Below are 24,464 nucleotides of genomic sequence, written 5' to 3'. Positions count from 1 at the left end.
TAAGAAGCGCGGCATTATACCCAGACAGCCCGCGAGGCTCAACGCAAACCGAGCATTTCGCCAGCACGATTCACGCGCTGAAATATCGCCCGATCAAGGCGATGCCGCTGACCAGCACCAGCCAGGTCACCAGGCGCACGAATTGCTCGCGCGACATGTTCAGCGTCAACCGGCGCCCCACCCACAAACCGAGCGCCATGGCCGGCAGCAGGCAAGCGGCGAGCGCCAGCAGCGACCAGTCGGCATAGACCCCGGCGATGAGGAACAGCGACAGGCGCACCAGAGTGCTGCAACTGATCAAGGCACTCTGGGTCGCCCGTGCCTGGTCCTTATCGCGGGTGCGCGCGTTCAGGTAGATCGCATACAGAAAGCCACCACTGCCGAACAGAGCACCGAACAGGCCACCGACCACACCCGCCGGCACCGCCCACAACGGCGACAGGTTGGCAGGTCGCACGTTGACCGCCAGGCTGTAGATCGCATAAGCGGTGACGAAAACGCCCATCGCCAACAGCAGCAGGTCCGACTTCAGGCTGAGCAGGAACACCACGCCGAGCGTACATCCCAGCGCCATGCACGGCAGCAGGCGCAGCAGTTCGCCACGGGCCACGTCCTTGCGCGACGGCAGCAGGTTGCCGAAGGCGGCGATGAAGTCCAGCAGCACCAACAACGGGATGATCTTCGACAAAGGCAGGAAGTGCAGCAGCACCGGGGCCGCGACCAGCGCCGTGCCAAAACCGGCTATACCGAACACCACGTAGGCGCTGGCGATGCCTATCGCGATCACCAGCCAGTCCATGGCTGAAAACGGCAGCGAAGCGAACAGTGCGGCGAGATCCATCGAACGGTCTCCTTATATAGATGTCGCCGCGCACTCTAGCGGCGTTCGAGCCATGCCGACCAATATGATAAAAAACCACAAGCCATCTCCATAAGGCATGACTCGATGATCTCCACCCGCCAGTTGCACTACTTCGTCGCCATCGTCGAAAGCGGTAGTTTCAGCGCGGCTGCCGAGCGCTTGTTCATCGCCCAGTCGGCGTTGAGCCGGCAGATCAAGGAACTGGAAAGCCAGTTGCAGACTCCGCTGTTCATCCGAACCGCACGCCAGCCGCTGCTGACCGAAGCCGGCGAAGCATTCTTCGCCCACGCCAGCGGCCTGCTGATCGAACTGCAGACCGCCAGTCAGCAGGCCCGTGAAATCGGCCAGGGGCAACGCGGCAGCCTGCGCTTGAACCACTCCAGCACGGTGCCATTGAGCGGCGTTCTGATGGACGGCCTGACTCGCTATCTCGCCGCGCATCCCGGCGTGCGTATGGAAATAGCCCAGCAATCCTCGGAAATCCAATTGCAGGAGCTGAGCGAACGACGCCTCGACGTCGGCCTGCTGCGCCTGCCCGTGCTGCGCCAGCATGACGGCGTGACGCTGTATCCACTCTTCGATGAGCCCATGCTGCTGGCCGTTGGTAGTCGGCATGCCCTGGCGAACGTCGGCTCGGTCAGCCTTGCCGACTTGAAAGACGAACCCTTCGTCTCCATCCCCCATCCGCAACGCGGTGGGCTCAGCTATCGGGCTGCGGAGATATGCACCCGCGCCGGCTTCTATCCCAAGGCGGCGCATGTGGTGTCGCGCAAGACCACGCAACTGCAATTGATCCAGGCAGGTTTCGGCATCGCCCTGCTGCCACAGAGCATGCAGGCCATCGCGCCAGCCGGGGTCAGGTTCATAGCCCTTGCAGACGAAGATTGCCGCACCACGGTCGCCCTCGCCTGCCGACAACCCGACAGCGCATTGGTCGAGGGATTCGTCGAATACTTTCGCCAGTCCGTAACGGAACAAAAACCACTCCAGGACGTGGCCTGGACGGGCTGCGGGGAGGCCCGATGAGAAGGCCGCGACTCAGGGCTCGACGATCACCTGCGCGACAGCAAATCCCACACGCTCGGTGAACGCTTCGAGAAACGCCGGCGTGAATCCCGCCGCCTCCCAGCCATTGAAAATGAAGCCCAGGTCGGAGAAGGCACAAGGCTGCAGGAACAGGAAACCGTTCACTTCATTCTCATGCCCGCATTCCGGACAGGTGAAGTTATCGGTGTCGCCCGGCGTCCACTCGTCGAGGCTTTCGAAGAAGGCTTCGCCGATTTCCTGGCGACATTCCGGACAGCCAGCTTCGTCGTGAAAATCGCGGGTTGGGGTATAGATGCAGCGCCGCGTGATGATTTCCAGGCCGTTGAACGGCTGGCCGAACGGCAGTCGCTCGGGACGCTGTACCACCCGTCGCGCGCCGGCGGCGATGGCGTAGGCCATGCCTCCACGGCCACGGCCGCAAGTGGTCGGCAGGGCTTCGACGATCTCACGCCTGACCAGCCAGTGCAGGACAGCTCGCGCCCGGGCCTCGTGCTCGGGCACACGAGACAGACGGGGAACGAGGATGAGTTGACGGTCGCTCATAGGGTATCCAATGCCGCAAAAAGCGCGCAGCTTAGAGGCAGCCTGCAAGCGGGATCAATCGGGGCAGGCCGAACATGCAATGTTGCCTCTGAAAACGCTCGAAGCCATGCTGCCGGCGCCCAGGTGATCGGTTGTTTTGCGAACCACTCGGCATGGCCGGCAGGCGGCAGACACGGAACCGCCAGCTCGGCACCAAGGTCGCAACGACAGACAATCCTCACGTCAGCGAAGCGCCCAGGAAAACAGTTGCCATGGCGAATTGACGTGCATACCGCCAAGAATCAATAATTATTCGCATTAAAGAACCATTGCTTTCCTTCGTTGTTGTCGGAAGATCGAAGCTCCGCTACATCGCAAGGGCGCGCCGAGCCACGCATCAATCGTTCAGCCAGGACCCGCCATGCCGACAACCGCCAAGATGCTTCTGCTCATCCTGCTCGCCACGGTACCAGGCCTGGCGGACGCCGCGGAAAAGTTCAAGGTGGTCACCACCTTCACAGTGATCGCCGACATGGCCAGCAACGTCGCCGGCGACGCAGCCGATGTCGTGTCGATAACCAAGCCCGGCGCGGAAATCCACAATTACCAACCCACGCCAGGCGACATTCTCAAGGCCCGCGACGCCAAGCTGGTGCTGTACAACGGCCTGAACCTGGAACTGTGGTTCGACAAATTCTTCCAGCGCCTGGATGGCGTGCCACGCGCCGTGGTCTCCGAGGGTGTTGAACCAATGGGCATCAGCGAAGGGCCTTACAGCGGCAAGCCCAACCCCCATGCCTGGATGTCCCCCGAAGCGGCCGTGATCTACATCGACAATATCCGCAACGCCCTGGTCGCACACGACCCCGTGCATGCCGATACCTACAAGGCCAACGCCGAGGCCTACAAGGCTCGCCTGCAAGCAACCATGGCGCCGATCCGCACCCAGTTGCAGCAGATTCCCGAGGCACGTCGCTGGCTGGTGTCCAGTGAAGGGGCATTCAGCTACCTGGCTCGCGACTTCGGCCTCAAGGAGCTGTACCTGTGGCCGATCAACGCCGACCAGCAAGGCACGCCGCAACAGGTGCGCAAGGTGATCGACGCCGTGCGTGAACATTCGATTCCCGTGGTGTTCAGCGAGAGCACCATTTCCGCATCGCCCGCCCAGCAGGTTGCCCGGGAAACCGGCGCCAACTATGGCGGCATGCTCTACGTCGACTCCCTCAGCGAAGCGGACGGCCCGGTGCCGACCTATCTCGACCTGCTGCGCGTCACCTGCGAAACCGTGGTCAAGGGCCTTAGCGCACCATGAATGAATCCATCGACCAGAGTCGGGGCAGTGGCCTCGACATCGAGGCCGTCAGCGTCACCTATCGCAACGGGCATACCGCCCTCACCAACGCCACGTTCGATACCCCATGCGGCAGCATCACCGCCCTGGTCGGGGTCAACGGCAGCGGCAAGTCCACCCTGTTCAAGGCCATCATGGGCTTTGCCCGCCTCAGCCAGGGGCGCATCAGTGTGCTCGGCATGCCGGTCGCTCAGGCGCTCAAGCGCAACCTGATCGCCTATGTACCGCAGAGCGAGGACGTCGACTGGAACTTCCCGGTGCTGGTCGAGGACGTGGTGATGATGGGCCGCTACGGTCACATGAACCTGCTGCGCATACCCCGCGCCACCGACCGCCAGGCCGTCGAGAACGCCCTCGAGCGGGTCGGCATGCTGGCCCTGCGCAAGCGGCAGATCGGCGAGTTGTCCGGCGGCCAGAAGAAACGTGTGTTCCTCGCCCGCGCCCTGGCCCAGGAAGGCCAGGTGATCCTGCTCGACGAGCCCTTCACCGGCGTCGATGTGAAGACCGAGGAAGCGATCATCACCCTGCTCGGCCAGCTGCGCGCGGAAGGCCGGGTGATGCTGGTCTCCACGCATAACCTGGGCAGCGTCCCGGAGTTCTGCGACCGTACCGTGCTGCTCGCCCGCACCGTGCTCGCCCATGGCCCGACGCAGACGGTGTTCACCCGCGAAAACCTGGAGCGCACCTTCGGCGGCGTGCTGCGGCACTTCGAGCTGCCCCAGGATCGCCTCGACCAGCCACGCGGCATGGTCGGCATCATCACCGACGACGAGCGCCCGCTGGTGCTCTATGACGGCATATCCACGGTGCGTGGCCGCTACGACGATCAGTCGGACGAAAAACACCGATGAGTACGATCCTGGAACCCTTCACCTACGGCTATATGCTCAACGCCATGTGGGTATCGGCCCTGGTCGGCTGTGTCTGCGCGCTGCTCTCGGCGTACCTGATGCTCAAGGGCTGGTCGCTGATCGGCGACGCCTTGTCCCACTCCATCGTTCCCGGCGTCGCCAGCGCCTACATGCTCGGGCTGCCCTTCTCCCTCGGCGCGTTCTGCTCTGGCGGGCTGGCCGCCGCTACCATGCTGTTCCTCAACCAGCGCACCAAGCTGCGCGAGGATGCGATCATCGGCCTGATCTTCTCGTCATTCTTCGGCCTCGGCCTGTTCATGGTCTCGCTGTCACCGACCTCGGTGAACATCCAGACCATCGTGCTTGGCAACATTCTCGCGATCACCCCGGCCGACACCCTGCAACTGGTGATCATCTGCGGCGTGACCCTGCTGGTGATGGCGCTGAAATGGCGCGACCTGATGGTGGTGTTCTTCGACGAGAGCCACGCCCGCTCCATCGGCCTCAACCCGCCACTGCTCAAGCTGGTGTTCTTCGCCCTGCTCTCGGCTTGCGCGGTGGCGGCGATGCAGACCGTCGGCGCATTCCTGGTGATCGCCATGGTGGTGACCCCCGGCGCCACCGCCTACCTGCTCACTGACCGTTTCTCCCGGCTGCTGCTGATCAGCATGGCCATCGGCACCCTGACCAGCTTCATCGGCGCCTACGCCAGCTACTTTCTGGATGGCGCCACCGGCGGCATCATCGTCGTCCTGCAGACCATGTTGTTCCTGCTGGTGTTCTGCCTGGCCCCCAAACACGGCCTGCTCGCCGCGCGCCAGCGCGCGGCCCGGCAACGGGAGGCACAGGCATGAGCGACATTCTGCTGATGCCGCTACAACTCGACTTCATGCGCTACGCCCTGATCATCTCGGTGCTGGTGGCGATTCCCGCCGCGCTCCTCTCCTGCTTCCTGGTGCTCAAGGGCTGGGCACTGATGGGCGACGCCACGTCCCATGCGGTATTCCCCGGCGTGGTCCTCGCCTACATGGTCGGCATCCCCTATTCGGTCGGGGCCTTCGCCGCCGGCATGCTCTGTGCCGTGGCCTCGGGCTATTTGAAGGACAATAGCCGGGTCAAGCAGGACACCATCATGGGCGTGGTCTTCTCCGGCATGTTCGCCCTCGGCCTGGTGCTCTACACGCAGATCCAGAGCGACGTGCACCTCGACCACATCCTGTTCGGCGACATGCTCGGGGTGAACGACGCCGACCTCGTCGAAAGCGCACTGATCGCCCTGTTGGTGAGCTGTTTCGTCGGCCTGAAATGGCGCGACCTGCTGCTGCACGCCTTCGATCCCGTGCAGGCCCGTACCGTCGGCCTGCCCGTACGCTTCCTGCATTACGGCCTGCTGGCCCTGATGTCGCTGACCATCGTCGGCGCGCTCAAATCGATCGGCATCGTGCTCACCGTGGCCATCCTGATCGCCCCAGGCGCCATCGCCTTCCTGCTGACGCGGACCATGGGCGCGATCCTGCTCACCGCCGTCGGCATCGCCGTTTTCGCCGCGCTGGCCGGGGTCTACCTGAGCTTCTACCTGGACAGCGCGCCGGGGCCGACCATCGTCCTGCTGCTGAGCATCCTGTTCATCCTCGCCTTCGTCACCTCGATCCTGCGCACGCGCCGTGCCGAACGGTTGCGCAGCGCGACGTGACGATGGTTCCCGCCGGGACTCGGGCGGCTTATCATGCCGCCCCATGATCAAAGACCCCTTCGAACGCCTCGGTCTCGACCGTGAAGTCCTCAGCGTCGGCCAACTGAACAACCGTGCGCGGCTGTTGCTGGAGGACGTGTTCGCCCAGGTCTGGGTGGAGGGCGAAATCTCCAACCTGGCCAAGCCGGCATCCGGACACATGTATTTCACCCTCAAGGACAGCCAGGCCCAGGTCCGTTGCGCGCTGTTCCGGCAGAACGCCAGCCGGGTGCGCCAGGCCCTGCGCGACGGCCTGGCGGTGAAGGTGCGCGGCAAGGTCTCGCTGTTCGAAGGGCGCGGCGACTACCAGTTGATCCTCGATAGCGTCGAGCCAGCCGGCGATGGCGCCCTGCGCCTAGCCTTCGAGGCGCTGAAGGAAAAGCTCGGCGCCGAAGGCCTGTTCAGCGCCGAACGCAAGGTCGCCCTGCCCAGTCATCCGCGCCGCATCGGCATCATCAGTTCGCCGACCGGCGCCGTGATCCGCGACATCATCAGCGTGTTCCGGCGCCGCGCCCCGCAGGTCGCGCTGACCCTGATCCCCACCGCCGTACAGGGCCGCGAGGCCACGGCGCAGATCGTCCGCGCGCTGGAACTGGCCGACGCCCAGGGTTTCGACGCACTGATCCTGGCGCGTGGCGGCGGCTCCCTGGAAGACCTCTGGTGCTTCAACGAAGAAGCTGTGGCCCGTGCCGTGGATGCCTGCGTCACGCCCATCGTCAGCGCCGTGGGGCACGAGACCGATGTGTCGATCAGCGACTTCGTCGCCGACGTGCGCGCGCCCACGCCCTCGGCCGCCGCCGAATTGCTGGCACCGGACAGCAGCGACCTGGTGCATCGCGTGGAAAACCTGCAGCGACGCCTGCTCCTGCGTATGCGCGACCGCCTTGCCCGCGAGCAGTTGCGTCTCGACGGCCTGACCCGGCGCCTGCGTCATCCCGGAGAACGCCTGCGCCAGCAAGCGCAACGCCTGGATGATCTGGACATGCGCCTGCGCCGCGCCCTGATCCAGCAGATGAACACGCGTGGCGAACGCCTCGCCCGCCTCGACACGCGCCTGGCCGCACAGCATCCGGGCCGCCATCTCGCGCTGTTGCGCCAGCGCCTGGACAGCCTCGCCGAACGCCTGCCACGCAGCATGCGGCAGACCCTCAAGCAGCAACGCCGCCAGCTCGACGGTCTGATGCAGAACCTGCACCTGGTCAGCCCCCTGGCGACCCTCGGCCGTGGCTACAGCATTCTGCTCGACGAACGCGGCAAACCGATCCGCAGCGCCACCCAGACCCAGCCCGGCCAGCGCCTCAAGGCACGCCTGGGCGAAGGCGAACTGGAGGTGCGCGTGGAGGACAATCACCTGGCTCCGGTGACCTTGTCGCTGCTGGACTAAACACGATAAAAGCGCTGGCGGCCCAGTGCCTCGCCCATTCTCCCGCGCGTCTTTCGCGCTCTTGCATAGGTCTCCCATGTCCCGTCTGATCATCTGCCTCACCCTGCTAATGGCCTTGCCCGCCCACGCCGATGGCTTCATCAGCCGCCTGCTGAACAAGCCCGTGCCTGGCGGCGTTGCCGTACTGGCGCTGGGCGATGCGGCCGCTGCGCCCAAGGTGACCTATCAGGGCAAGCGGGTACTGGTGGTACGCGAAGAAGGCAGGCAGTGGCTGGCCATCGTCGGCATCCCGTTGAAGACGCCCACCGGCCAGCAAAGCGCGCTGGTCGATGGCAAGGCGGTCGGCTTCAAGGTGGGCAGCAAGCATTATCGCGAGCAGCGCATCACCCTGAAGAACACCCAGCAGGTCAATCCGAACGCCGACAACCTCAAGCGCATCGAACGTGAGCTGGACGAGCAGAATCGCGCCTACGCCCAGTTCAGCCCGCGCCAGCCGAGCAACCTGATGTTCGACAAACCGGTCGATGGCCCGCTGTCCAGCCCGTTCGGCGTGCGCCGTTTCTTCAATGGCGAAGAGCGCAACCCGCATGCCGGCCTGGACTTCGCCGTCGGCGCCGGCACGCCGATCAAGGCTCCGGCGGCCGGCAAGGTCATCCTCGTCGGCGACTACTTCTTCAACGGTCGCACGGTGTTCGTCGACCACGGCCAGGGGCTGATCAGCATGTTCTGCCACATGTCGAAGATCGACGTGAAACTCGGCCAGGAACTGACCCGCGGCGGTCTGATCGGTCGGGTCGGAGCCACCGGGCGCGCCACCGGTCCGCACATGCACTGGAACGTCAGCCTCAACGACGTACGTGTCGATCCGGCGATCTTCATCGGCCATTTCCAGCCCTGACAATCCCGGCCCTATAGTCCAACAGGATCGTGCCATCCATCGAACCGTGAACCACGGCATTGCAAAGCAACGCGTCGCCAATGACAATGCGATGAATTATCAAATGCAATAATGCAGTCATGCCCGTCCTCGATCCGCCGCAACGCAACGCCCTCCACACGCTCTACAACGACCACCACAGCTGGTTGAAGTCATGGCTGCGCGGGCGCCTGGGCAATGCCAGCGATGCGGCGGACTTTGCCCATGACACCTTCCTCAAGGTGATCCAGCGCTGCGACCTGAGCGCCATCGAGACACCGCGCGCCTTCCTGCGAACCGTTGCCCGTGGCCTGGTGATCGATCACTGGCGCCGTGAGGAACTGCAGCGCGCCTGGCTGGAAAGCATCGCCCACCTGCCCGAGGCAGAAGCGCCTTCGCCCGAAACGCGCGAGACCGTACTGGAGTTGCTGGAACGTATCGCGGTGATGCTCGACGGTCTCAAGCCACGGGTGCGCAGCGCATTCCTGCTGGCCCAATGCGAAGGGCTGGCCCACAAGCAGATCGCCGAGCGCCTGGGTATCTCCGTGCGCTCGGTGGAGCGCTACATCGCCGACGCGCTCTATCACTGCTACCTGCTGCGCTACGCCGACGAGCCACGGCCTTGAGCACAGCGGACGCCGAAGAACAGCGGATTCGCCAGGCAATCGCCTGGCTGGTCCGCCTGCAACACGACAACGATCCCGCGCTGCACCGGCAATGCGAGCAATGGCGGCGACAGGACGCCAGGCATGAGCGCATCTGGCAACGCGTCAGCGGCCTGCAGTCGGAGCTCTCCCATGAGCTCGGCGCCCTGCCCTCGGGGACAGTGGCCACGCTGGAGAACTCGGCCACGCGCCTGCATCGACGCCAGGCCTTGAAGCTGCTCTCGCTGGGCGCGGCCCTTGGCGGCGGCACCTGGCTCGCTCGCGACCTGTCCATCGTTCAACCGTTGCTGGCGGACCAGGCAACCAGTGTCGGCGAGCGCCGCCATCTGGCGTTGAATGATGCCATTGCCCTGGATATCAATACCGACAGCGCTCTCGACCTGCACACGGACGCCCAGCGCCAATCGATCGATCTGCGTCGTGGCGAGCTGTTCGTCAGCAGCGCTCAAGACAACCCCCTGTCCCTCGGGGTACGCACCCCCCACGGGCTGTTCGAGGTGCCGGCCTTCAGCGAAGCGGCCTTTGGCCTGCGCCTCGGAGAAGCCAGTACCAGCCTGACGGTCGAGCGCGGCCAGGTCGGCATCGCCGCCATTCCGGCCTTTCAGGCCGTTTCAGGTCAGCGCTACCGGGTCAACGCTGGCGAAGTATCGCGACAGGACGGCAACGGCCTCGACCCGAGCGCCTGGCGCGAGGGGCTGATCGTCAGCCGTGACATGCGTCTCGGGGATTTCCTCGGCGAGGTCGAGCGCTATCGTCCCGGGCACATCGGTTGCGCCGCCGACATCGCCGAGCTGCGCCTGTCGGGCGTATTTCGTCTGAGCGATACCGACGAACTGCTGAACATCATGGCCCAGACCCTGCCCGTACGCGTGCGCTACATGACGCGCTGGTGGGTCAGCGTGCAAGCGGCCTGAAACATTGCAAAGCATGTAAAGAATTTCTGTCGGGTTTTCTGCGCTGGATCGGCAAGGAAGAAAAACCATTCCTATTTACGAGCCCATCCTTCGACATGATGACCCCTTACGTCCGCCTCACTCCCATGACCCGCGCCCTGCGCAGCGCCCTGTTCGGCGCAGCCATCGGGCTCGCAGCCCCAACCAGCCTGCTCGCCGCTGAGTCGGGTAGCAGCGTCAGTACGCAACGTTTCTCGATCGCCGCCGGCCCACTGGCCGACGTGCTCAACCAGTTCGCCAGGGCCGCCGGTATCACCCTGGCCAGCACGCCACAGCAGACCGCAGGCAAGAGCTCGTCGGGGCTGCAAGGCGATTACTCGATAGACCAGGCCCTTGGCCAGCTGCTTCAAGGTACCAACCTTGAAGTGGTGAATCATGGCAACGACAGCTATGTCCTGAGCGAACGCGTCGACGCTGGTGCGGCCCTCGAACTGGGCGCCACCGCAATCAGCAGCACGGGCCTGGGAAGTGTCACCGAAGGCACCAGTTCCTACACCACCGGCACGCTGTCCATCGGCAAGACTCCGCAATCACTGCGCCGCACGCCACAGTCGGTGAGCGTGTTGACTGCGCAACGCATCGAAGACCAGCACCTCACCAATCTGACCGAGATGCTGTACCAGACGCCCGGTGTGGCTGTCGATTATGTCGACAGTGAACGGGTCACCTACTACGCCCGTGGCTACCAGATCGACGCCATCCAGTTCGACGGTGCGCGGATCAACCAGAACGCCGGCGCGGGCAACTTCATCCAACCCGACGCAGCGACCATCGACCACGTCGAAGTCCTGCGCGGGGCGAGCGGCATGCTACGAGGCTCCGGCAATCCCTCGGGCACGGTGGATATCGTGCGCAAACGTCCGACGTACGATTTCAAGGCCTCGGGTAGCTATACCTTGGGCTCGTGGAACGCCAATCGCTACGTCGCCGACGTATCCGGGCCGTTGCTGGAAGGTGGCAAGATTCGTGGCCGCTTCATTGCCGTGCATGACGACGGCGACTCGTTCCAGGATTCCAAGATGGAACGCAAGAGCGCCCTGTATGGCGTACTGGCCGCAGACCTGAATGAAGACACTACCGTCACCGCCGGCCTGGAATACATCGACCTGGAAACGACCGGCACTTGGGGGAACATCCCCGCCGACTTCGACGGCTCGGCCTTGAAGATGTCGCGCGACACCTTCCTCGGCGCCAACTGGAATCGCTGGGACCGTACCAACATGCGCCTGTTCACCGAGCTGGAACATCGTTTCCAGAACGACTGGAATCTGAAGGTGAGCGCCAGCCACTCCCGCTTCGCCTTCAAGGACCATGGCTTCCAGCAGACCTATATCCAGCGCTCGAGCACAACCAATCCATATCTGTTCAACGTTTCTGGAACGTTCAACGACGGCGGCGGTGAAACGCTCTACGATAATTTCTCCAGTGTGCTCAATGGTCCTTTCCAGCTATTGGGTCGAGAGCATCGCCTGAGCGTAGGCGCGGAGTACAACGAAGTCGATCAGACCGGGACCGAGACGGGCGCGGTCAACCTGTTGAGCAACGTGGACATTCGTACCTGGAATCCCTCTGCCATTCCTCGTGGGACGTTTACGCCCTCGCCCGCCAGCCGCACGGTAACCACCGAGAAAGCGATCTTCGCCACGCTCAGCCTGTCGCTGGCGGAGCCCCTGACCGCGCAACTCGGCGCGCGAATGAATTGGTATGACTACGATATCCGTACCAGTGCCACTGGCGACTACAGGGTCAGCCAGGAAATCGTGCCATACGGCGCCCTGGTCTACGACCTGAGCGACAACCTCAGCGCCTATGCCAGCTACACCGAGATCTTCGCGCCGCAAAGCAGCTACGACGTCTCGGGCTCGCTCCTGCAACCCATGACTGGCGAGGTCTACGAGGTCGGTCTCAAAGGGGAATACTTCGAGGGTCGCCTGAACAGCGCCATCTCGGTATTCCGTACCAACCTGATTGGCAAAGCGCTGGCGGATGCCGATGCAGTCAATCTGGCCTGCCTGCCCAACAACGTCGTCGGCTCGTGCATGGTCTCCGCCGGCAAGAGCCGCAGCGAAGGCCTGGAAATGGAGCTGTCCGGAGAAATCCTGCCTGACTGGCAACTCAGCGCGGGCTACACCTACACCAAGACCGAGTACCTGAAGGACTCCGCCACCAATCAGGGCAACGCCCTGCGTACCAACGATCCCAAGCATCAGTTGCGGTTGTTCACCAGCTATCGCCTGCCCGGCCAGTTGTCCGCCTGGAACATCGGCGCTGGAGTGCAGGCACAGAGCGACATCTATGCCACCGGCACCTACAACGGTCGCGCGGTACGCGCTGAACAGGGCGGCTACGCGATCTACAACGCCATGCTCGGCTATCGCTTCAACGACCACTACTCAGTGCAGTTCAACGCCAACAACATCTTCGACAAGTACTACTACAAGAAGATTGGCGCGACCGGCATCAACTACTACTACGGCGATCCCCGCAACTTCGCCCTGACCCTGCGCGGAGAGTTCTAAGGCTCCAGCTTCGCGCGCATGGCACGCCTGCGGGGCGGGGTCTGCTACGACCCCAGCAGGAGCGCCATGCGCGCGAGGCGATGTCTTGCTTTTGTCGCGGATCGCTCACTCGCCCTTCTTCGCCACCTTCTCCAACCGATGCATCTCCCCGACCAGGCAATGTTCGGGAAAGCCGCTGCCGTCGGTGGAAACGATCCGGTCCAGCTTCGTCAGGTTGCCGACCGTGGTGCTGTAGCCAAGCGTGTTGCTGAACGCCAGGTTGCGGCAGGGCCGGCTGAAGCTGATCAGGTAGGCCCTGCCCACGCCCTGGCCAAGGACGATGTGCTGCTTGTCCAGGTACTGCCAGCCGTCGATGTCAAAGCGCTGCACCTGATCGACCGCCTCGGCCTGTCGATAGCCAAGCCGTGCCAGACGCTCGTCCAGCGGCGCGCTTTCATCCAGCTTCGGAGCGCCCGCACAACCCGCCAGCAGCAAGGCCAATGTTGCGGTGACGATTGCTTTCTTCATGTGTCATACACCTCCGCTCGCCCTATTTCGCAATGCTTCATTTGATAAGGTACGCGCCCCACGCCCTCGGCAATAGAGAGAACCATGCCCGAACAGTACAACGCCGCGCTCGACTGGCTACAGCGCTATCCCCACCTGTACACGCTGGTCTGCCTTGGACTGCTGGTCCTTGGCGCATGGCTGGCCAGTTGGCTGGTCAAGCACCTGCTGGTGCGCACCTTGGTCCGCGCCTTGCGCTCGACCGCGCTGGGCCAGGACCCATCGCTGAAAGATGTGAACATCATCCGCCGTCTGGCCAACATCGTGCCAGCGCTGATTCTCTCGGTCGGGGTCAAGCTGGTCCCGGAGCTGCCCGATGCGCTGGTAGAGATCGTGCGCAATGTCTGCGGCGCCTTCATCGTATTGACCATCGCCCTGGCCCTTGGCGGCTGCCTGACCCTGGCCAACACCCTCTACCAGCGCCGCGCCGACGCTCACCTGAGGCCGATCAAGGGCTACATCCAGGTCAGCAAGATCGTCCTCTACGCCGTTACCACCATCCTCATCATCGCCACCTTGATCGACCGCTCGCCGCTGATCCTGCTATCGGGCCTTGGCGCCATGGCCGCGGTGCTGATGTTGATCTTCCAGGACACGTTACTGTCGCTGGTGGCCAGCGTGCAGATTTCCTCCAACGACCTGATCCGCGTCGGCGACTGGGTGGAGATGCCGACCCTGAGTGCCGACGGCGACGTGACCGACATCGCCCTGCACACCGTGCAGATCCAGAACTTCGACAAGACCATCACCACAGTACCGACCAAGCGCTTCCTCACCGATCCGTTCAAGAATTACCGGGGCATGCGCGAGAGCGGCGGACGGCGGATCAAACGCAGCGTGCTGATCGACCAGAGCAGCGTGCATTTTCTCGATGGCGAGGAGTCGCGCCGCCTGCATCGCTTCAGTCTGCTCGACGACTACCTGACCAAGAAAGCCGAGGAACTCGCCGCCTGGAACCAGAAGCTGGAAGAGCGCGGCAAGGAACCGGTGAACACCCGCCGGGTGACCAACATCGGTTCGTTCCGCGCCTACGTCGAACGTTACCTGCGCAGCCACCCCGGCGTGCATCAGCACATGACCCTGCTGGTGCGCCAGCTCAGCCCAACGTCGGACGGCCTGCCACTGGAGGTCTACTGCTTCACCAACACCACGGTCTGGGCGCAGTACGAAAGCATTCAATCGGACATCTTCGACCACTTGCTGGCGATCCTCCCGGAGTTCGGCCTGCGGGTGTTCCAGCATCCAAGCGGTAACGATTTCCAGGCCGTGATGAAGGCTCGATGAGGATTGGCGCGCACCGTGAAGGTGCGCGCAAGCCAGCACAATGAAAACCCACTTCCAGCACAAAAAAATTAATCCGACACGCACTTCAACGCAATAAAACAGCGTTTTTCGAGCGAGACTTGCCAGCTTTAACCTGCGAAGCGTAGGGTTTGCTCCATGAACATCGCCCACACCCTCATCCTGTTGCGCCAACACGCCTGCCTACGCCTGGTCAGCCCCCGACTGCGTAGCTGAAAACCGCTGTTCGCCAACCCTTTCGTTTTCCCCGGCCTGCCCGCCGACACCAGGATTTTCCCGATGACCATGCTCAAAGACCCGTCGCAGAAATACCGCGCCTTCACGCCGATCAACATTCCCGACCGCACCTGGCCGGACAAGATCATCGACCAGGCGCCGATCTGGCTGTCCACCGACCTGCGCGACGGCAACCAGTCGCTGATCGAGCCGATGGACGCCGAGAAGAAGATGCGCTTCTTCAAGTGCCTGGTGGCCGTGGGCCTGAAGGAAATCGAAGTGGGCTTCCCCTCCGCCTCGCAGACCGACTTCGACTTCGTCCGTGAGCTGATCGAAGGCGGCCACATCCCTGACGATGTGACCATCCAGGTGCTGACCCAGGCCCGCGACGACCTCATCGAGCGCACCTTCGAATCGCTCAAGGGCGCCAAGAAGGCCATCGTCCACTACTACAACGCCTGCGCGCCGAGCTTTCGCAAGATCGTCTTCAACCAGGACAAGGCCGGCGTCAAAGCCATCGCCGTGGCCGCCGGCAAGACCATCAAGCGCATCGCCGACGCCACGCCTGGCACCGAGTGGGGCTTCGAGTACTCACCGGAAGTGTTCAGCAGCACCGAGATCGACTTCGCCGTCGAGGTCTGTAACGCGGTGATCGAGGTGTTCCAGCCGACCCCGGCGAACAAGCTGATCCTCAACCTGCCGGCCACCATCGAGAACGCCACGCCGAACAACTACGCCGACCAGATCGAGTGGTTCGGCCGTCATGTCGAGCGGCGCGACAGCGTGCTCATCAGCCTGCACACCCACAACGACCGTGGCACCGGCGTGGCCGCCACCGAGCTGGGCCTGATGGCCGGCGCCGACCGCGTCGAGGGCTGCCTGTTCGGCAACGGCGAGCGTACCGGCAACGTCTGCCTGGTCACCGTGGCGCTGAACCTCTACACCCAGGGCATCGACCCGAAACTGGACTTCTCCGACATCGATGCCGTGCGCAAGGTGGTCGAAGACTGCAACCAGATCCCGGTACACCCGCGCCACCCCTATGTCGGCGACCTGGTCCACACCGCCTTCTCCGGCTCGCACCAGGACGCCATCCGCAAAGGCTTTGCCCAGCAACAGGCAGACGCCCTCTGGGAAGTGCCGTACCTGCCGATCGACCCGGCCGACATCGGCCGCGACTACGAGGCGGTGATCCGTGTCAACAGCCAATCGGGCAAGGGCGGCATCACCTTCCTGCTCGAACAGGAGTACGGCATCAGCCTGCCGCGCCGCATGCAGATCGAGTTCAGCCAGGTGGTCCAGCGCGAAACCGACCGCCTTGGCCTGGAAATGACCGCGCAACAGATCTACAGCCTGCTCGAGTCCGAATACCTCAAGGCCGATGCGCCCTACACCCTGAAGAGCCATCGCCTGCAGGAAGAGAACGGTGATAGCAGCGTAGAACTGCAAGTGCAGCAGGACGGCCAGGTACAGCGCTGGAACGGCGCCGGCAAAGGCCCGCTGGAAGCCCTGGTATCGAGCCTTCCGGTGGCGGTGGAGATCATGGATTACCATGAGCACGCCATCGGTGCGGGGGCCAATGCCAAGGCGGCGTCCTACATCGAGATCCGCCTGGAGGGCCAACGCCCGCTGCACGGCATCGGCATCGACGCCAACATCACCACGGCGAGCTTCCGCGCCCTGTTCAGCGCCCTGAACCGTGCACTCAGGCAAGCCGAGGAAAAAGCCCAGGCGGCCTGATCCGCCTCATCAAAAAGCCCGGAACATCACAAGATGCTCAGGCTGTGTGAAAACGTAGCGAGCGACGGTCAGGCAAGGCAAAAACCGGCGAAAAAGCGCAGTTTACGCGTTGTAAATGAGCATTTTGACTGGGCTGGCATTCCAGCCGGTTTTTAACGCCGCATGAGCGAGCGCAGTAGTTTTCACACAACCTGATGCTCCGGGCTTTTTCATGGGGACTACGCCTCATTCACCACTCGCCGTCCCTGGTGGTAATCCTCGGCCGCCATCAGCAGCGGCGCCCACTTCAGGTATTGCCGGCGGGTGCGTGGGTCCTGGAAGAACATCCGGTAGTCGCCCGGCGTGTAGGCACTGACATTGAACAGCTCATCGAACGGCACGCTCAGGGTCGCGCGAACCAGCCCCTGCCCACCTCCCGAACGGCGTTCCCGCAGCCAGGCGAACATCGCCTGCCGCGCCTTCGGCCTGATCGTGGCGGGACGCGCCAGGTAGCCAGGGCCAGGATCGCCCTCGGGCTCGAACAGCCGTGGCCTGCGAGTGCCGTTGTTGCTGCGCGGGTCCTTGTCGATCCGGCGGCACTCGCGCTCGGCTTCTCTTTGCATCCACACCAATTGCTGGCCAACCAGAATCGAATCGCGGTCGATCAGCGCATTGCAACGCGCCCGATAGGACTCGAAACAGGGTGGTTCGGCATGAGCCAGCCCGGCGCCGTCGTAGACCAGCTCGATGGCCCGCTCGAAGCCCTCGGCAGTCCAACCCTGTACGGGCGGATGCGGCTCCAGGCAGTCGGAGCGATCGAACAGCCCCTGGATGATCACCGCGACCCGATTGTATTGCCTGACCTGCGCGGCCATGCCGGCGAGCGCTTCGTCGTAATGCACGTTGCTGGCATCGAATGGCTCCCAGTCGCCGGGCTGGAAGGCATGATCGCCATCCTCGCGCAAACGGTGCGGGTTGGCCCGGTAATAGTTCTGGCCGGGATGCTGCGCCTCCCAGGCGGCACGCGGATGCGCGCGCTCCCAGGCATCGAGGCGCATCTGCCATGCCTCATGGGCAGCGAGCCGCGAGTCGAACTCGCGGCGGGTGATGCGCTGGTCGACCCGTTTGCCGACCCGCTTGATCATCATCGGCTCGGCGGGGTCGAAACCGGCGCGGTCGGGGAAGATCAACTCATCGAATTGCAGGGCGGTGCTGATGCGATACAAGCGTTCGCCGTTGCGAATGAACAGGAATGTGCTGGCATCGGCCTCCTGCAGCGCCAGGTTGTGCATCAACAGCAGCAACGAACCGTCGTTGTCACGCTCCTTGGCCTCGCGCCGGACGCGCATCGCCACCAGGCAACGTGGAAACGGCAGGATACGGTCACGGTTGCGAGGCTGCTTCAGCCACGCCTGGAAGGACGCCAGGTCGCTGATCTCCAGACCACCGCTGTCATAGGCGAGCAAAGCCTCCTCGTCGCAGAACAGCATGCGCTGGAAGACCCGCAGCTTCTCGTTCGCGGCAGCCGGCTCGCCATCGGCGAACCGATGCACGTCCTCGGCCAGGCCGGCGTACAGCTCGATACTGAACATCCGTTCATGGATCTGCTCGACCACATCGGTGCTCTGCGCGGCGAGCGCCTGCAGCGGTATCATCTCGGCGCCGATCCAACTGGCCAGGGTCTCGTTGGCCTGGCGCAGTTGTGTGCGCAACCTGGGCAGTGCCTCTTTCTGCGCCAGCAGCAGCGCCTGCTTGTAGGCCTCGATATCGCTTCGTGCCCCGATCCGCGCCAGCTCCGTGCTGGCCGAGACGTGGGAGTACTCCAGGGCGTGTTTCGGCGCCACGCCAAGGCTCGCCGTCAGGACCTGGACTTCAGTCATCAGCTCACTGACCCGCGCCTTGCTCTGCGCGATTTTCTCACCCAGCACCCGCTGGTGATCCGGCTCATGGCATAGCGCCTCGGCGACTTCATCGAAATGGATGCGTGCCCGATGGCTGGCATTGCCGCTGGCCGGCCCGGTCAGTTCGACGAAATTGCTGCCGATGGCCACGACGCAACCAAACCAGTCGCCGCGCACCCAGAACCACTGCCCAACGCTCGGTCGCCCGGAGTCAGGCGCCAGACGTTCAGCCCGTCCTTCGCTCGAAAGTTGCGGCGTGGCGTCAGGGACGAGAGGCGTGCGGCTAGTCATCGCAAAGGCCTGAAGGTTCATGGTGGACAGACAGGCTAGCGGGCGTGGGAGGCTGCGGCAAGACCGGCAACGGCTGCCTTACCCATTCCTCCAGCCCAGATCGACAGGATCGGGCAACCGGACTGCCGCACGCCTGTATTAGGCTTTTTCGCTCGGCAGTTTCCCTCACGCTCAAGGAGCCTTCCATGACCCAGAGTCTCGGCTATGCCGCCCAAGACGCCAAAAGCCCACTCGTACCGTACAGGTTCCAGCGCCGTGGGGTTGGCGCGAATGACGTGCAGATCGACATCCTGTTCTGCGGCGTCTGTCACTCGGACCTGCACACCGTGCGCAACGAGTGGAAGAACACCCTGTACCCTTCGGTTCCCGGCCACGAGATCGTTGGCAAGGTGACGGCGGTCGGCAGCGATGTCAAAGGCTTCAAGGTCGGCGACCTGGCCGGCGTCGGCTGCATGGTCGACAGTTGCCAGAGCTGCCCGTCCTGCGCCGACGGGCTGGAGCAGTATTGCGAGAATGGCTTCACCGGCACCTACAACGGCCCGGTATTCGGTGGCGAAAACACCTATGGCGGCTACTCGGACCACATCGTGGTGGACCAGAAGTTCGTCCTGCGCATCAGCCACACCGATAACCTGGCCGCCGTCGCCCCGCTGCTGTGCGCCGGTATCACCACTTACTCGCCGCTGCGCCAGTGGAACGTGCAATCCGGGCACAAGGTCGGCGTGGTCGGCCTCGGCGGGCTCGGCCACATGGCGGTGAAGATCGCCGCCGCCATGGGCGCCCACGTGGTGCTGTTCACCACCTCGCCGAACAAGCGCGAAGACGCCTTGCGCCTGGGCGCCGCCGAAGTGGTGGTGTCGAAGAACGCCGACGAGATGGCCGCCCACGCGAGCAGCTTCGACTTCATCCTCAACACCGTCGCCGCGCCGCACAGCCTCGATGCCTTCCTCGGCCTGCTCAAGCGCGACGCGACCATGACCCTGGTCGGCGCGCCCGAGTCGCCGCACCCGTCGCCGGAAGTGTTCAGCCTGATCTTCAAGCGCCGCCGCCTGGCCGGATCGCTGATCGGCGGCATCGCCGAAACCCAGGAAATGCTCGATTTCTGCGCCCGCCACAAGATCGTCTCGGACATCGAGCTGATCGACATCCAGAACATCAATGAGGCCTATGAGCGCATGCTCAGGAGCGATGTGAAATACCGCTTCGTGATCGACATGGCCTCATTGGGCAAATCGGCCGCCTGAACGCCTGACGGTGCGCCGGGCTGGCGCACCGTCATCCTGCCCGCCTGGTATGGCTGAGCAAGGCCGCCAGCCAGAGCGCAGCCGCGGCGATCCACAGGGAAGGAGAAAACGAGTGGGTGCGCGCATAAAGCCCCCCGGCCAACAGGGGACCGGCGATCTGCCCAATGCCGTAGGCGGCGGTCATCGCCGCCATCATGTTGATCCTCGGCGAGACACTCAACCGCTTCGCGGCCGGCATCGCGATGGTGACCGTGCCCATGAACGTGGCGCCCACGATGAGAGCACTCGCCAAATACGCCAGCAATGACCCGCTCAACGCCGGAAGCACGACACCACTCCCCTGAAGCACCAGGTTCAATGCCAAGGCTTTTTGGCTACCGAGCCGGACGTTCAGGCGATGCCAGAGGTAACAGGAAGGCACTGCCCCCAGCCCGAATACCGCCCAGAGGTGAACCGGGTTGATCGACTGCATGGCAGCGCCGATGAGCAGCGGCAGGTAGGTCGCAGTGATGATGTACCCCAGCCCCGCCAGCCCGTAGATCAGGATCAGAGTCGCAGCGTTCGGCGACTCTCCTCCTCCCGCAGCGTGTTCGCCAGGCCTGGCTTCGGCAGGGTCGCTCTCGAGTCGAAGCAGGCCGATACCGCCGATGATCGAGGCCACGACCGCCAGTGCCCCCCACAGCGCATGGGAGTCCAGTCGAAGGCTCTGTCCGAGCGCCAGCAGTTCGGCCGAGACGGCGATGCCGAAGCCGACCCCGGCAAACAGCAACGGAGCGCCTTGTGGATGCGCGCGATGCTGGAACAGCCATACCGATGCGGCAATCATCGAAAGCGCACTGAACACACCGCTTATCCCACGGATCACCACGATCCAGGCCGGGCTCGCGACCCATGCCAGGGACGCCAGGCATAGCACCGTCGCCCCTACCGCCGATATCGCCCACGCCCGCGCGTGATGCGCCCCCAACTTGGCGGCAAGCAATGCACCGAGCAGATAGCCGAGGTAGTTGGCTGAAGCAGCGAGCGTGCCGTCACCCACGGACAAGACACCTTCGCTGACCATCGCCGGATAAACGCCGGTAAATGCGAAGCGGCCGAAGCCCATGCCAACCGCAATCACCAGGGCAGCCGCGAGTGCCGAGCTGGAATCGCTGTGGCTACGGTGACTGACAACGCTCACGATGCAGCACCGCCTGTACTACCACTGGCCATCGTATCGCTGAACGCCTGCAGCGCCGCGGTGGCGAATCCACGCCGCCAGACCAGCCAGGTCGGCACCTGGGCCAGCGCCTGTATTGGATAGTTCTGGGCTTCCGCTTGAAGCTGCAGGAGGCTTCTCGGAAGCACGCAGACGCTTTGTCCGGCGGCAACACAGGCCATCATCGCGTGATACGAACCCACCTCATGGGTTGTCAGGGCTCGCCCGCCATAACGCGCGTCGAGGAAGTTCTGGGCCAGCAGGCGGTAGGTACAGCCCTTGGCGAAGGCCGCCAGCGACAAGCTGCCCATGTCGGAGATCATTACGCCGGGAGGGGTCAGCAGCAGCAACTCCTCCTCGTAAGCCAGAGCGCCTTCCAGGCCCAGGGCCAGTAAGACATCGCCAACGGCAGCCCCCTTCTCTGCCGCTATCGCCACCAGGGCGCAATCGATATCACCCAGCAGCAAGCGATCGATGAGCGACTGGGAAGTCCCTGTCACTATGCTCAGGCCAACCTGGGGCAAGGCCCGGTGGAACCGGCTGAGCACGGCAGGCAGCCGGCTTGCCGCAGTGCTTTCCATCGATCCCAGGCGCAACGTTCCCCGCGGCTCTTCGGGATGCATGGCTTGAATCGCTTCATCCGCCAGGGCACGGATGCGCCGGCTGTACTCGAGGAATCGAGCGCCATCGTCGGTCAGCCGCAGGCGATTGCTGTCCCGAATGAACAGGTCGGTGCCGATCTGCTGTTCCAGGGCCTTGATGCGTGTGGTCACGTTGGATTGCACACGCCCCATCAGCGCGGCCGCTTTGGTGATACTGAGTTCAGCGGCGACAGCCTCGAAAATTTCGAGAGAGGAAAGATCCATGGCACATCTTCCGAGGAGAATGATGCCATCAATATATTCTTATTTTGAGATCAATAAAATCCTATCCATCTCTTAAAAAGATTTCCAGTCACTCCGGCGGTCACAGCAAACGAAACCAGGCAGCGGGCAACATCTCCAAGCGCCTAGCCGATCATGAAAGCATCGGCATCCTTGTAGGCCGGGAATCGCTCCCGGTAGTCATGCAATGCGCTGGCACTCAGTGAAACCTGGAAGACCCCATCCGCATCCCCGGCGTCAAGCAGCGAATCCCCCTGGAAGTCGAGCACCTGGCTGTCGCCGCTATAGGGATGCTCCTTGCCATCGAGGCCGATACGATTGACCGCTGCCACGTAGCACAGGTTCTCGATGGCCCTGGCAGGCAACAGCCGATTCCAGTGCTTGCGTCGCGCAGCCGGCCAGTTGGCGGTGTACAGCAGCAGGTCGGTGCCCTCGGCATCGCGGCTCCACACCGGAAAGCGCAGGTCGTAGCAGATCAGCGTACGCACCTTCCAGCCTGCCACCTCCAGCACCACTTGCTCATCGCCGGCCGTGTAGTGCTTGTGTTCGCCCGCCATGCGGAACAGGTGGCGCTTGTCGTAGTGCGCGAGGCTGCCATCCGGGCGCGCCCAGAGCAGGCGGTTACGGTAGCTGCCATCGGCGGCCTGGATGATCAGGCTGCCGGTGACCACCGCGCCGATACGCCTGGCCTGCTCCAGCAGCCATGTCGTGGTCGGTCCGTTTTCCGGCTCGGCCAGTTCGGCCGAATGCATGGAAAAGCCGGTGCTGAACATTTCCGGCAGGACGATCAGGTCGCTGCCACGGGCCTGCTCGATCAAGGGCTCGAAACGCGCGCGGTTGGCGGCAGGATCCTGCCAATCCAGTTCGCTCTGGATCAGCGCCAGCTTGAGGTCGGCTCGTTGGGTCATGATCGTTTCCGGGACTATTGAAGGTTCGGGTGGTTAGAGGCAGAAGTCGCCGTGATCGGTGACCACTCGTCATTCCCGCTAAGGCGGGAAACCAGATGCCTCGAGTCTTCTGGGCTCCCGCATTCGCGGAAATGACGGTAAGGCGAAACATCCACTACTGCCTCATCGAGCCGGTAAACACTAGATGGCAGCCAACTTCTGCGCCGCCTCGCGCAAGGTCTCTTCGCGCTTGGCGAAGCAGAAGCGTACCAGTCGCAGGTCCTTGGGCGGCTGTTGGTAGAACACCGAGACCGGGATGGTCGCCACGCCGTGCTCACGGGTCAGCCATTCGGACATTGCCACGTCGTCCAAGTCCGGACGAATCGCCGAGTAGTCGGCCACCTGGAAATACGTGCCCGGCGTGCGGGTGAAGCTGAAGCGCGACGACGCCAACAGGTCGCAGAACAGATCACGCTTGGCCTGGTAGAACGCCGGCAGTTCGTCGACATGCTGCGGATCGCTGGCCATGAAGTCGGCCAGGGCATGCTGCAAGGGCGTCACGCCGCAGAAGTTGACGTACTGGTGGATCTTGCGCAGTTCGGCGGTCAGGGCCGGCGGCGCCACCACGTAGCCGGTCTTCCAACCCGTCACGTGGTAGGTCTTGCCGAAGGAACTGACCACGAAGGCACGCGCGTAGAGTTCCTCGTGGGCCAGCACACTGGCATGGCGCTGGCCATCGTAGATCAGGTGCTCATAGACCTCGTCGCTGATCACATGGATATCACGGCCTCGGATCAACGTCGCCAACTGGTCGAGATCGGCACGGGACAGCAGCGAGCCACTGGGATTGTGCGGCGAATTGATGAAGATCAGCCGGGTACGCCCGGTGATCGCATCCGCCAGGCGCTGCCAGTCCACGGCGAAGTCGGGCAATGCCAGTGGCACATGGACGCAACGGCCACCCGCCAGCTCGACCGACGGTTCGTAGCTGTCGTAGCAGGGGTCGAGGACGATGGCCTCGTCTCCCGGATGGATCAGCGCCTGTACCGCGCAGAAGATTGCCTCGGTGGCGCCTGGCGTGATGGTGATCTCGCTGTCCGGGTCACGCTCGACGCCATAGAGGCGGCTGATCTTGGCCGCCACCTGCTGACGCAACGCCGGCAGGCCGGTCATCGGCGAATATTGGTTGCGCCCCTCCAGCACATGGCGCGCGACAGCCTCGCGCAGTGCCTGCGGCCCGTCGAAATCGGGAAACCCCTGGGACAGGTTGAGCGCGCCGACTTCGGCGGCGAGCTGGGACATGCGAGTGAAAATGGTGGTGCCGACATTCGGCAACTTGCTGGTCAACATGCAGCGCTCCTGCTGGCTGGCGCGAAGCCGGCAGGATAGCCGATGCGGCTGAGCGAGAGCAGCCGCGGGCTTATGAAAATAAGCGGAGGGCTTATTCAAAAAGTGAAGACTAAGAGCTGTTTAA

The 24,464-nt window shown here is 63.6% G+C and carries 21 protein-coding genes; 13 read left to right on the top strand and 8 right to left on the bottom strand.

From position 1 onward, the window contains the following. Positions 1-70: 70 nt before the first annotated feature. Entirely contained in the window at positions 71-826 is a 756-nt protein-coding gene (locus ACSZPK_RS21515; protein ID WP_437883712.1) for a sulfite exporter TauE/SafE family protein, read from the bottom strand. A 120-nt stretch (positions 827-946) separates the two neighbouring features. Between ACSZPK_RS21515 and ACSZPK_RS21510 the strand changes: the two genes are divergently transcribed. After that, positions 947-1,888, top strand: a complete 942-nt coding sequence (locus tag ACSZPK_RS21510; RefSeq protein WP_437883586.1) for a LysR family transcriptional regulator — start codon at positions 947-949, stop codon at positions 1,886-1,888. A gap of 12 nt (positions 1,889-1,900) precedes the next feature. Here the strand turns inward: ACSZPK_RS21510 and ACSZPK_RS21505 are convergent, their stop codons facing one another. Further along, positions 1,901-2,452, bottom strand: a complete 552-nt coding sequence (locus ACSZPK_RS21505) for a sugar ABC transporter ATPase (RefSeq protein WP_437883585.1) — start codon at positions 2,450-2,452, stop codon at positions 1,901-1,903. 400 nt (positions 2,453-2,852) lie between these two features. On the opposite strand from ACSZPK_RS21505, the gene ACSZPK_RS21500 reads away from it, so the two are divergent. The 9 genes from ACSZPK_RS21500 (at position 2,853) to ACSZPK_RS21460 (ending at position 12,802) form a co-directional block, all read left to right on the top strand. Beyond that, on the top strand, positions 2,853-3,743 hold the full coding sequence (locus ACSZPK_RS21500) for a metal ABC transporter substrate-binding protein (RefSeq protein WP_437883584.1): 891 nt from the start codon (positions 2,853-2,855) through the stop codon (positions 3,741-3,743). Beyond that, positions 3,740-4,633, top strand: coding sequence for a manganese/iron ABC transporter ATP-binding protein (locus tag ACSZPK_RS21495; protein WP_437883583.1), 894 nt, complete (start codon positions 3,740-3,742; stop codon positions 4,631-4,633). The genes ACSZPK_RS21500 and ACSZPK_RS21495 overlap by 4 nt, the downstream gene beginning before the upstream one ends. Further along, positions 4,630-5,487 carry a metal ABC transporter permease gene (locus ACSZPK_RS21490; RefSeq protein ID WP_437883582.1) on the top strand — a complete coding sequence of 286 codons (858 nt, stop codon included), beginning with the start codon at positions 4,630-4,632 and terminating at the stop codon, positions 5,485-5,487. The genes ACSZPK_RS21495 and ACSZPK_RS21490 overlap by 4 nt, the downstream gene beginning before the upstream one ends. Continuing rightward, a complete protein-coding gene (locus ACSZPK_RS21485) occupies positions 5,484-6,326 on the top strand; it encodes a metal ABC transporter permease (RefSeq protein ID WP_437883581.1) in 843 nt (280 codons plus the stop codon). The genes ACSZPK_RS21490 and ACSZPK_RS21485 overlap by 4 nt, the downstream gene beginning before the upstream one ends. 43 nt (positions 6,327-6,369) lie before the next feature. Continuing rightward, positions 6,370-7,749 carry an exodeoxyribonuclease VII large subunit gene (gene xseA, locus ACSZPK_RS21480; protein ID WP_437883580.1) on the top strand — a complete coding sequence of 460 codons (1,380 nt, stop codon included), beginning with the start codon at positions 6,370-6,372 and terminating at the stop codon, positions 7,747-7,749. A 76-nt stretch (positions 7,750-7,825) separates the two neighbouring features. Continuing rightward, on the top strand, positions 7,826-8,647 hold the full coding sequence (locus ACSZPK_RS21475) for a peptidoglycan DD-metalloendopeptidase family protein (RefSeq protein ID WP_437883579.1): 822 nt from the start codon (positions 7,826-7,828) through the stop codon (positions 8,645-8,647). A 119-nt stretch (positions 8,648-8,766) separates the two neighbouring features. Continuing rightward, the gene (locus ACSZPK_RS21470) at positions 8,767-9,291 is read left to right on the top strand and encodes a sigma-70 family RNA polymerase sigma factor (RefSeq protein WP_437883578.1); all 525 of its coding nucleotides are present in this window, start codon (positions 8,767-8,769) and stop codon (positions 9,289-9,291) included. Next, the gene (locus ACSZPK_RS21465; protein WP_437883577.1) at positions 9,288-10,244 is read left to right on the top strand and encodes a DUF4880 domain-containing protein; all 957 of its coding nucleotides are present in this window, start codon (positions 9,288-9,290) and stop codon (positions 10,242-10,244) included. The genes ACSZPK_RS21470 and ACSZPK_RS21465 overlap by 4 nt, the downstream gene beginning before the upstream one ends. A gap of 125 nt (positions 10,245-10,369) precedes the next feature. Beyond that, positions 10,370-12,802: a TonB-dependent siderophore receptor gene (locus ACSZPK_RS21460; RefSeq protein WP_437883576.1), complete on the top strand. Its 2,433-nt coding sequence runs from the start codon at positions 10,370-10,372 to the stop codon at positions 12,800-12,802. Between the two features lie 105 nt (positions 12,803-12,907). On the opposite strand, the gene ACSZPK_RS21455 is transcribed toward ACSZPK_RS21460, so the two are convergent. Beyond that, on the bottom strand, positions 12,908-13,309 hold the full coding sequence (locus tag ACSZPK_RS21455) for a DUF6491 family protein (protein WP_437883575.1): 402 nt from the start codon (positions 13,307-13,309) through the stop codon (positions 12,908-12,910). 84 nt (positions 13,310-13,393) lie between these two features. Here ACSZPK_RS21455 and ACSZPK_RS21450 point away from each other — a divergent pair, with 84 nt between their 5' ends. Together ACSZPK_RS21450 and leuA are read left to right on the top strand one after the other, a co-directional pair. Continuing rightward, positions 13,394-14,632: a mechanosensitive ion channel family protein gene (locus ACSZPK_RS21450; RefSeq protein ID WP_437883574.1), complete on the top strand. Its 1,239-nt coding sequence runs from the start codon at positions 13,394-13,396 to the stop codon at positions 14,630-14,632. A 297-nt stretch (positions 14,633-14,929) separates the two neighbouring features. Beyond that, the gene (gene leuA / locus ACSZPK_RS21445) at positions 14,930-16,606 is read left to right on the top strand and encodes a 2-isopropylmalate synthase (RefSeq protein WP_437883573.1); all 1,677 of its coding nucleotides are present in this window, start codon (positions 14,930-14,932) and stop codon (positions 16,604-16,606) included. Between the two features lie 218 nt (positions 16,607-16,824). Here leuA and ACSZPK_RS21440 read toward each other — a convergent pair whose 3' ends face one another. After that, positions 16,825-18,777 (bottom strand): hypothetical protein, encoded by a 1,953-nt coding sequence (locus ACSZPK_RS21440; protein WP_437883572.1) that lies wholly within the window; start codon positions 18,775-18,777, stop codon positions 16,825-16,827. 185 nt (positions 18,778-18,962) lie between these two features. On the opposite strand from ACSZPK_RS21440, the gene ACSZPK_RS21435 reads away from it, so the two are divergent. Continuing rightward, positions 18,963-20,021 (top strand): NAD(P)-dependent alcohol dehydrogenase, encoded by a 1,059-nt coding sequence (locus tag ACSZPK_RS21435; RefSeq protein WP_437883571.1) that lies wholly within the window; start codon positions 18,963-18,965, stop codon positions 20,019-20,021. A gap of 31 nt (positions 20,022-20,052) precedes the next feature. On the opposite strand, the gene ACSZPK_RS21430 is transcribed toward ACSZPK_RS21435, so the two are convergent. The 4 genes from ACSZPK_RS21430 to ACSZPK_RS21415 form a co-directional block, all read right to left on the bottom strand. Continuing rightward, positions 20,053-21,201: a YbfB/YjiJ family MFS transporter gene (locus ACSZPK_RS21430; RefSeq protein ID WP_437883570.1), complete on the bottom strand. Its 1,149-nt coding sequence runs from the start codon at positions 21,199-21,201 to the stop codon at positions 20,053-20,055. Beyond that, on the bottom strand, positions 21,198-22,085 hold the full coding sequence (locus ACSZPK_RS21425; protein WP_437883569.1) for a LysR substrate-binding domain-containing protein: 888 nt from the start codon (positions 22,083-22,085) through the stop codon (positions 21,198-21,200). Before ACSZPK_RS21425 ends, ACSZPK_RS21430 begins: the two co-directional genes overlap by 4 nt. Before the next feature lie 143 nt (positions 22,086-22,228). After that, positions 22,229-23,011, bottom strand: a complete 783-nt coding sequence (locus tag ACSZPK_RS21420; protein WP_437883568.1) for an amidohydrolase — start codon at positions 23,009-23,011, stop codon at positions 22,229-22,231. A 180-nt stretch (positions 23,012-23,191) separates the two neighbouring features. Beyond that, entirely contained in the window at positions 23,192-24,340 is a 1,149-nt protein-coding gene (locus ACSZPK_RS21415) for a pyridoxal phosphate-dependent aminotransferase (protein WP_437883567.1), read from the bottom strand. Positions 24,341-24,464: the final 124 nt, after the last annotated feature.

It is taken from the genome of Pseudomonas sp. LRF_L74, assembly GCF_965644255.1.
Taxonomy (GTDB): domain Bacteria; phylum Pseudomonadota; class Gammaproteobacteria; order Pseudomonadales; family Pseudomonadaceae; genus Aquipseudomonas.
Note: the sequence above shows the minus strand (reverse complement) of the source record. Positions and strands in the feature narration are given on the sequence as shown.

Excerpts from the sequence above, each read along its gene's own strand:
- ACSZPK_RS21510 (WP_437883586.1), top strand. The coding sequence starts at position 947 with ATGATCTCCACCCGCCAGTTGCACTACTTCGTCGCCATCGTCGAAAGC.
- ACSZPK_RS21505 (WP_437883585.1), bottom strand. The coding sequence starts at position 2,452 with ATGAGCGACCGTCAACTCATCCTCGTTCCCCGTCTGTCTCGTGTGCCC.
- ACSZPK_RS21500 (WP_437883584.1), top strand. The coding sequence starts at position 2,853 with ATGCCGACAACCGCCAAGATGCTTCTGCTCATCCTGCTCGCCACGGTA.
- ACSZPK_RS21495 (WP_437883583.1), top strand. The coding sequence starts at position 3,740 with ATGAATGAATCCATCGACCAGAGTCGGGGCAGTGGCCTCGACATCGAG.
- ACSZPK_RS21490 (WP_437883582.1), top strand. The coding sequence starts at position 4,630 with ATGAGTACGATCCTGGAACCCTTCACCTACGGCTATATGCTCAACGCC.
- ACSZPK_RS21485 (WP_437883581.1), top strand. The coding sequence starts at position 5,484 with ATGAGCGACATTCTGCTGATGCCGCTACAACTCGACTTCATGCGCTAC.
- xseA (WP_437883580.1), top strand. The coding sequence starts at position 6,370 with ATGATCAAAGACCCCTTCGAACGCCTCGGTCTCGACCGTGAAGTCCTC.
- ACSZPK_RS21475 (WP_437883579.1), top strand. The coding sequence starts at position 7,826 with ATGTCCCGTCTGATCATCTGCCTCACCCTGCTAATGGCCTTGCCCGCC.
- ACSZPK_RS21470 (WP_437883578.1), top strand. The coding sequence starts at position 8,767 with ATGCCCGTCCTCGATCCGCCGCAACGCAACGCCCTCCACACGCTCTAC.
- ACSZPK_RS21460 (WP_437883576.1), top strand. The coding sequence starts at position 10,370 with ATGACCCGCGCCCTGCGCAGCGCCCTGTTCGGCGCAGCCATCGGGCTC.
- ACSZPK_RS21455 (WP_437883575.1), bottom strand. The coding sequence starts at position 13,309 with ATGAAGAAAGCAATCGTCACCGCAACATTGGCCTTGCTGCTGGCGGGT.
- ACSZPK_RS21450 (WP_437883574.1), top strand. The coding sequence starts at position 13,394 with ATGCCCGAACAGTACAACGCCGCGCTCGACTGGCTACAGCGCTATCCC.
- leuA (WP_437883573.1), top strand. The coding sequence starts at position 14,930 with ATGACCATGCTCAAAGACCCGTCGCAGAAATACCGCGCCTTCACGCCG.
- ACSZPK_RS21440 (WP_437883572.1), bottom strand. The coding sequence starts at position 18,777 with ATGACTAGCCGCACGCCTCTCGTCCCTGACGCCACGCCGCAACTTTCG.
- ACSZPK_RS21435 (WP_437883571.1), top strand. The coding sequence starts at position 18,963 with ATGACCCAGAGTCTCGGCTATGCCGCCCAAGACGCCAAAAGCCCACTC.
- ACSZPK_RS21425 (WP_437883569.1), bottom strand. The coding sequence starts at position 22,085 with ATGGATCTTTCCTCTCTCGAAATTTTCGAGGCTGTCGCCGCTGAACTC.
- ACSZPK_RS21420 (WP_437883568.1), bottom strand. The coding sequence starts at position 23,011 with ATGACCCAACGAGCCGACCTCAAGCTGGCGCTGATCCAGAGCGAACTG.
- ACSZPK_RS21415 (WP_437883567.1), bottom strand. The coding sequence starts at position 24,340 with ATGTTGACCAGCAAGTTGCCGAATGTCGGCACCACCATTTTCACTCGC.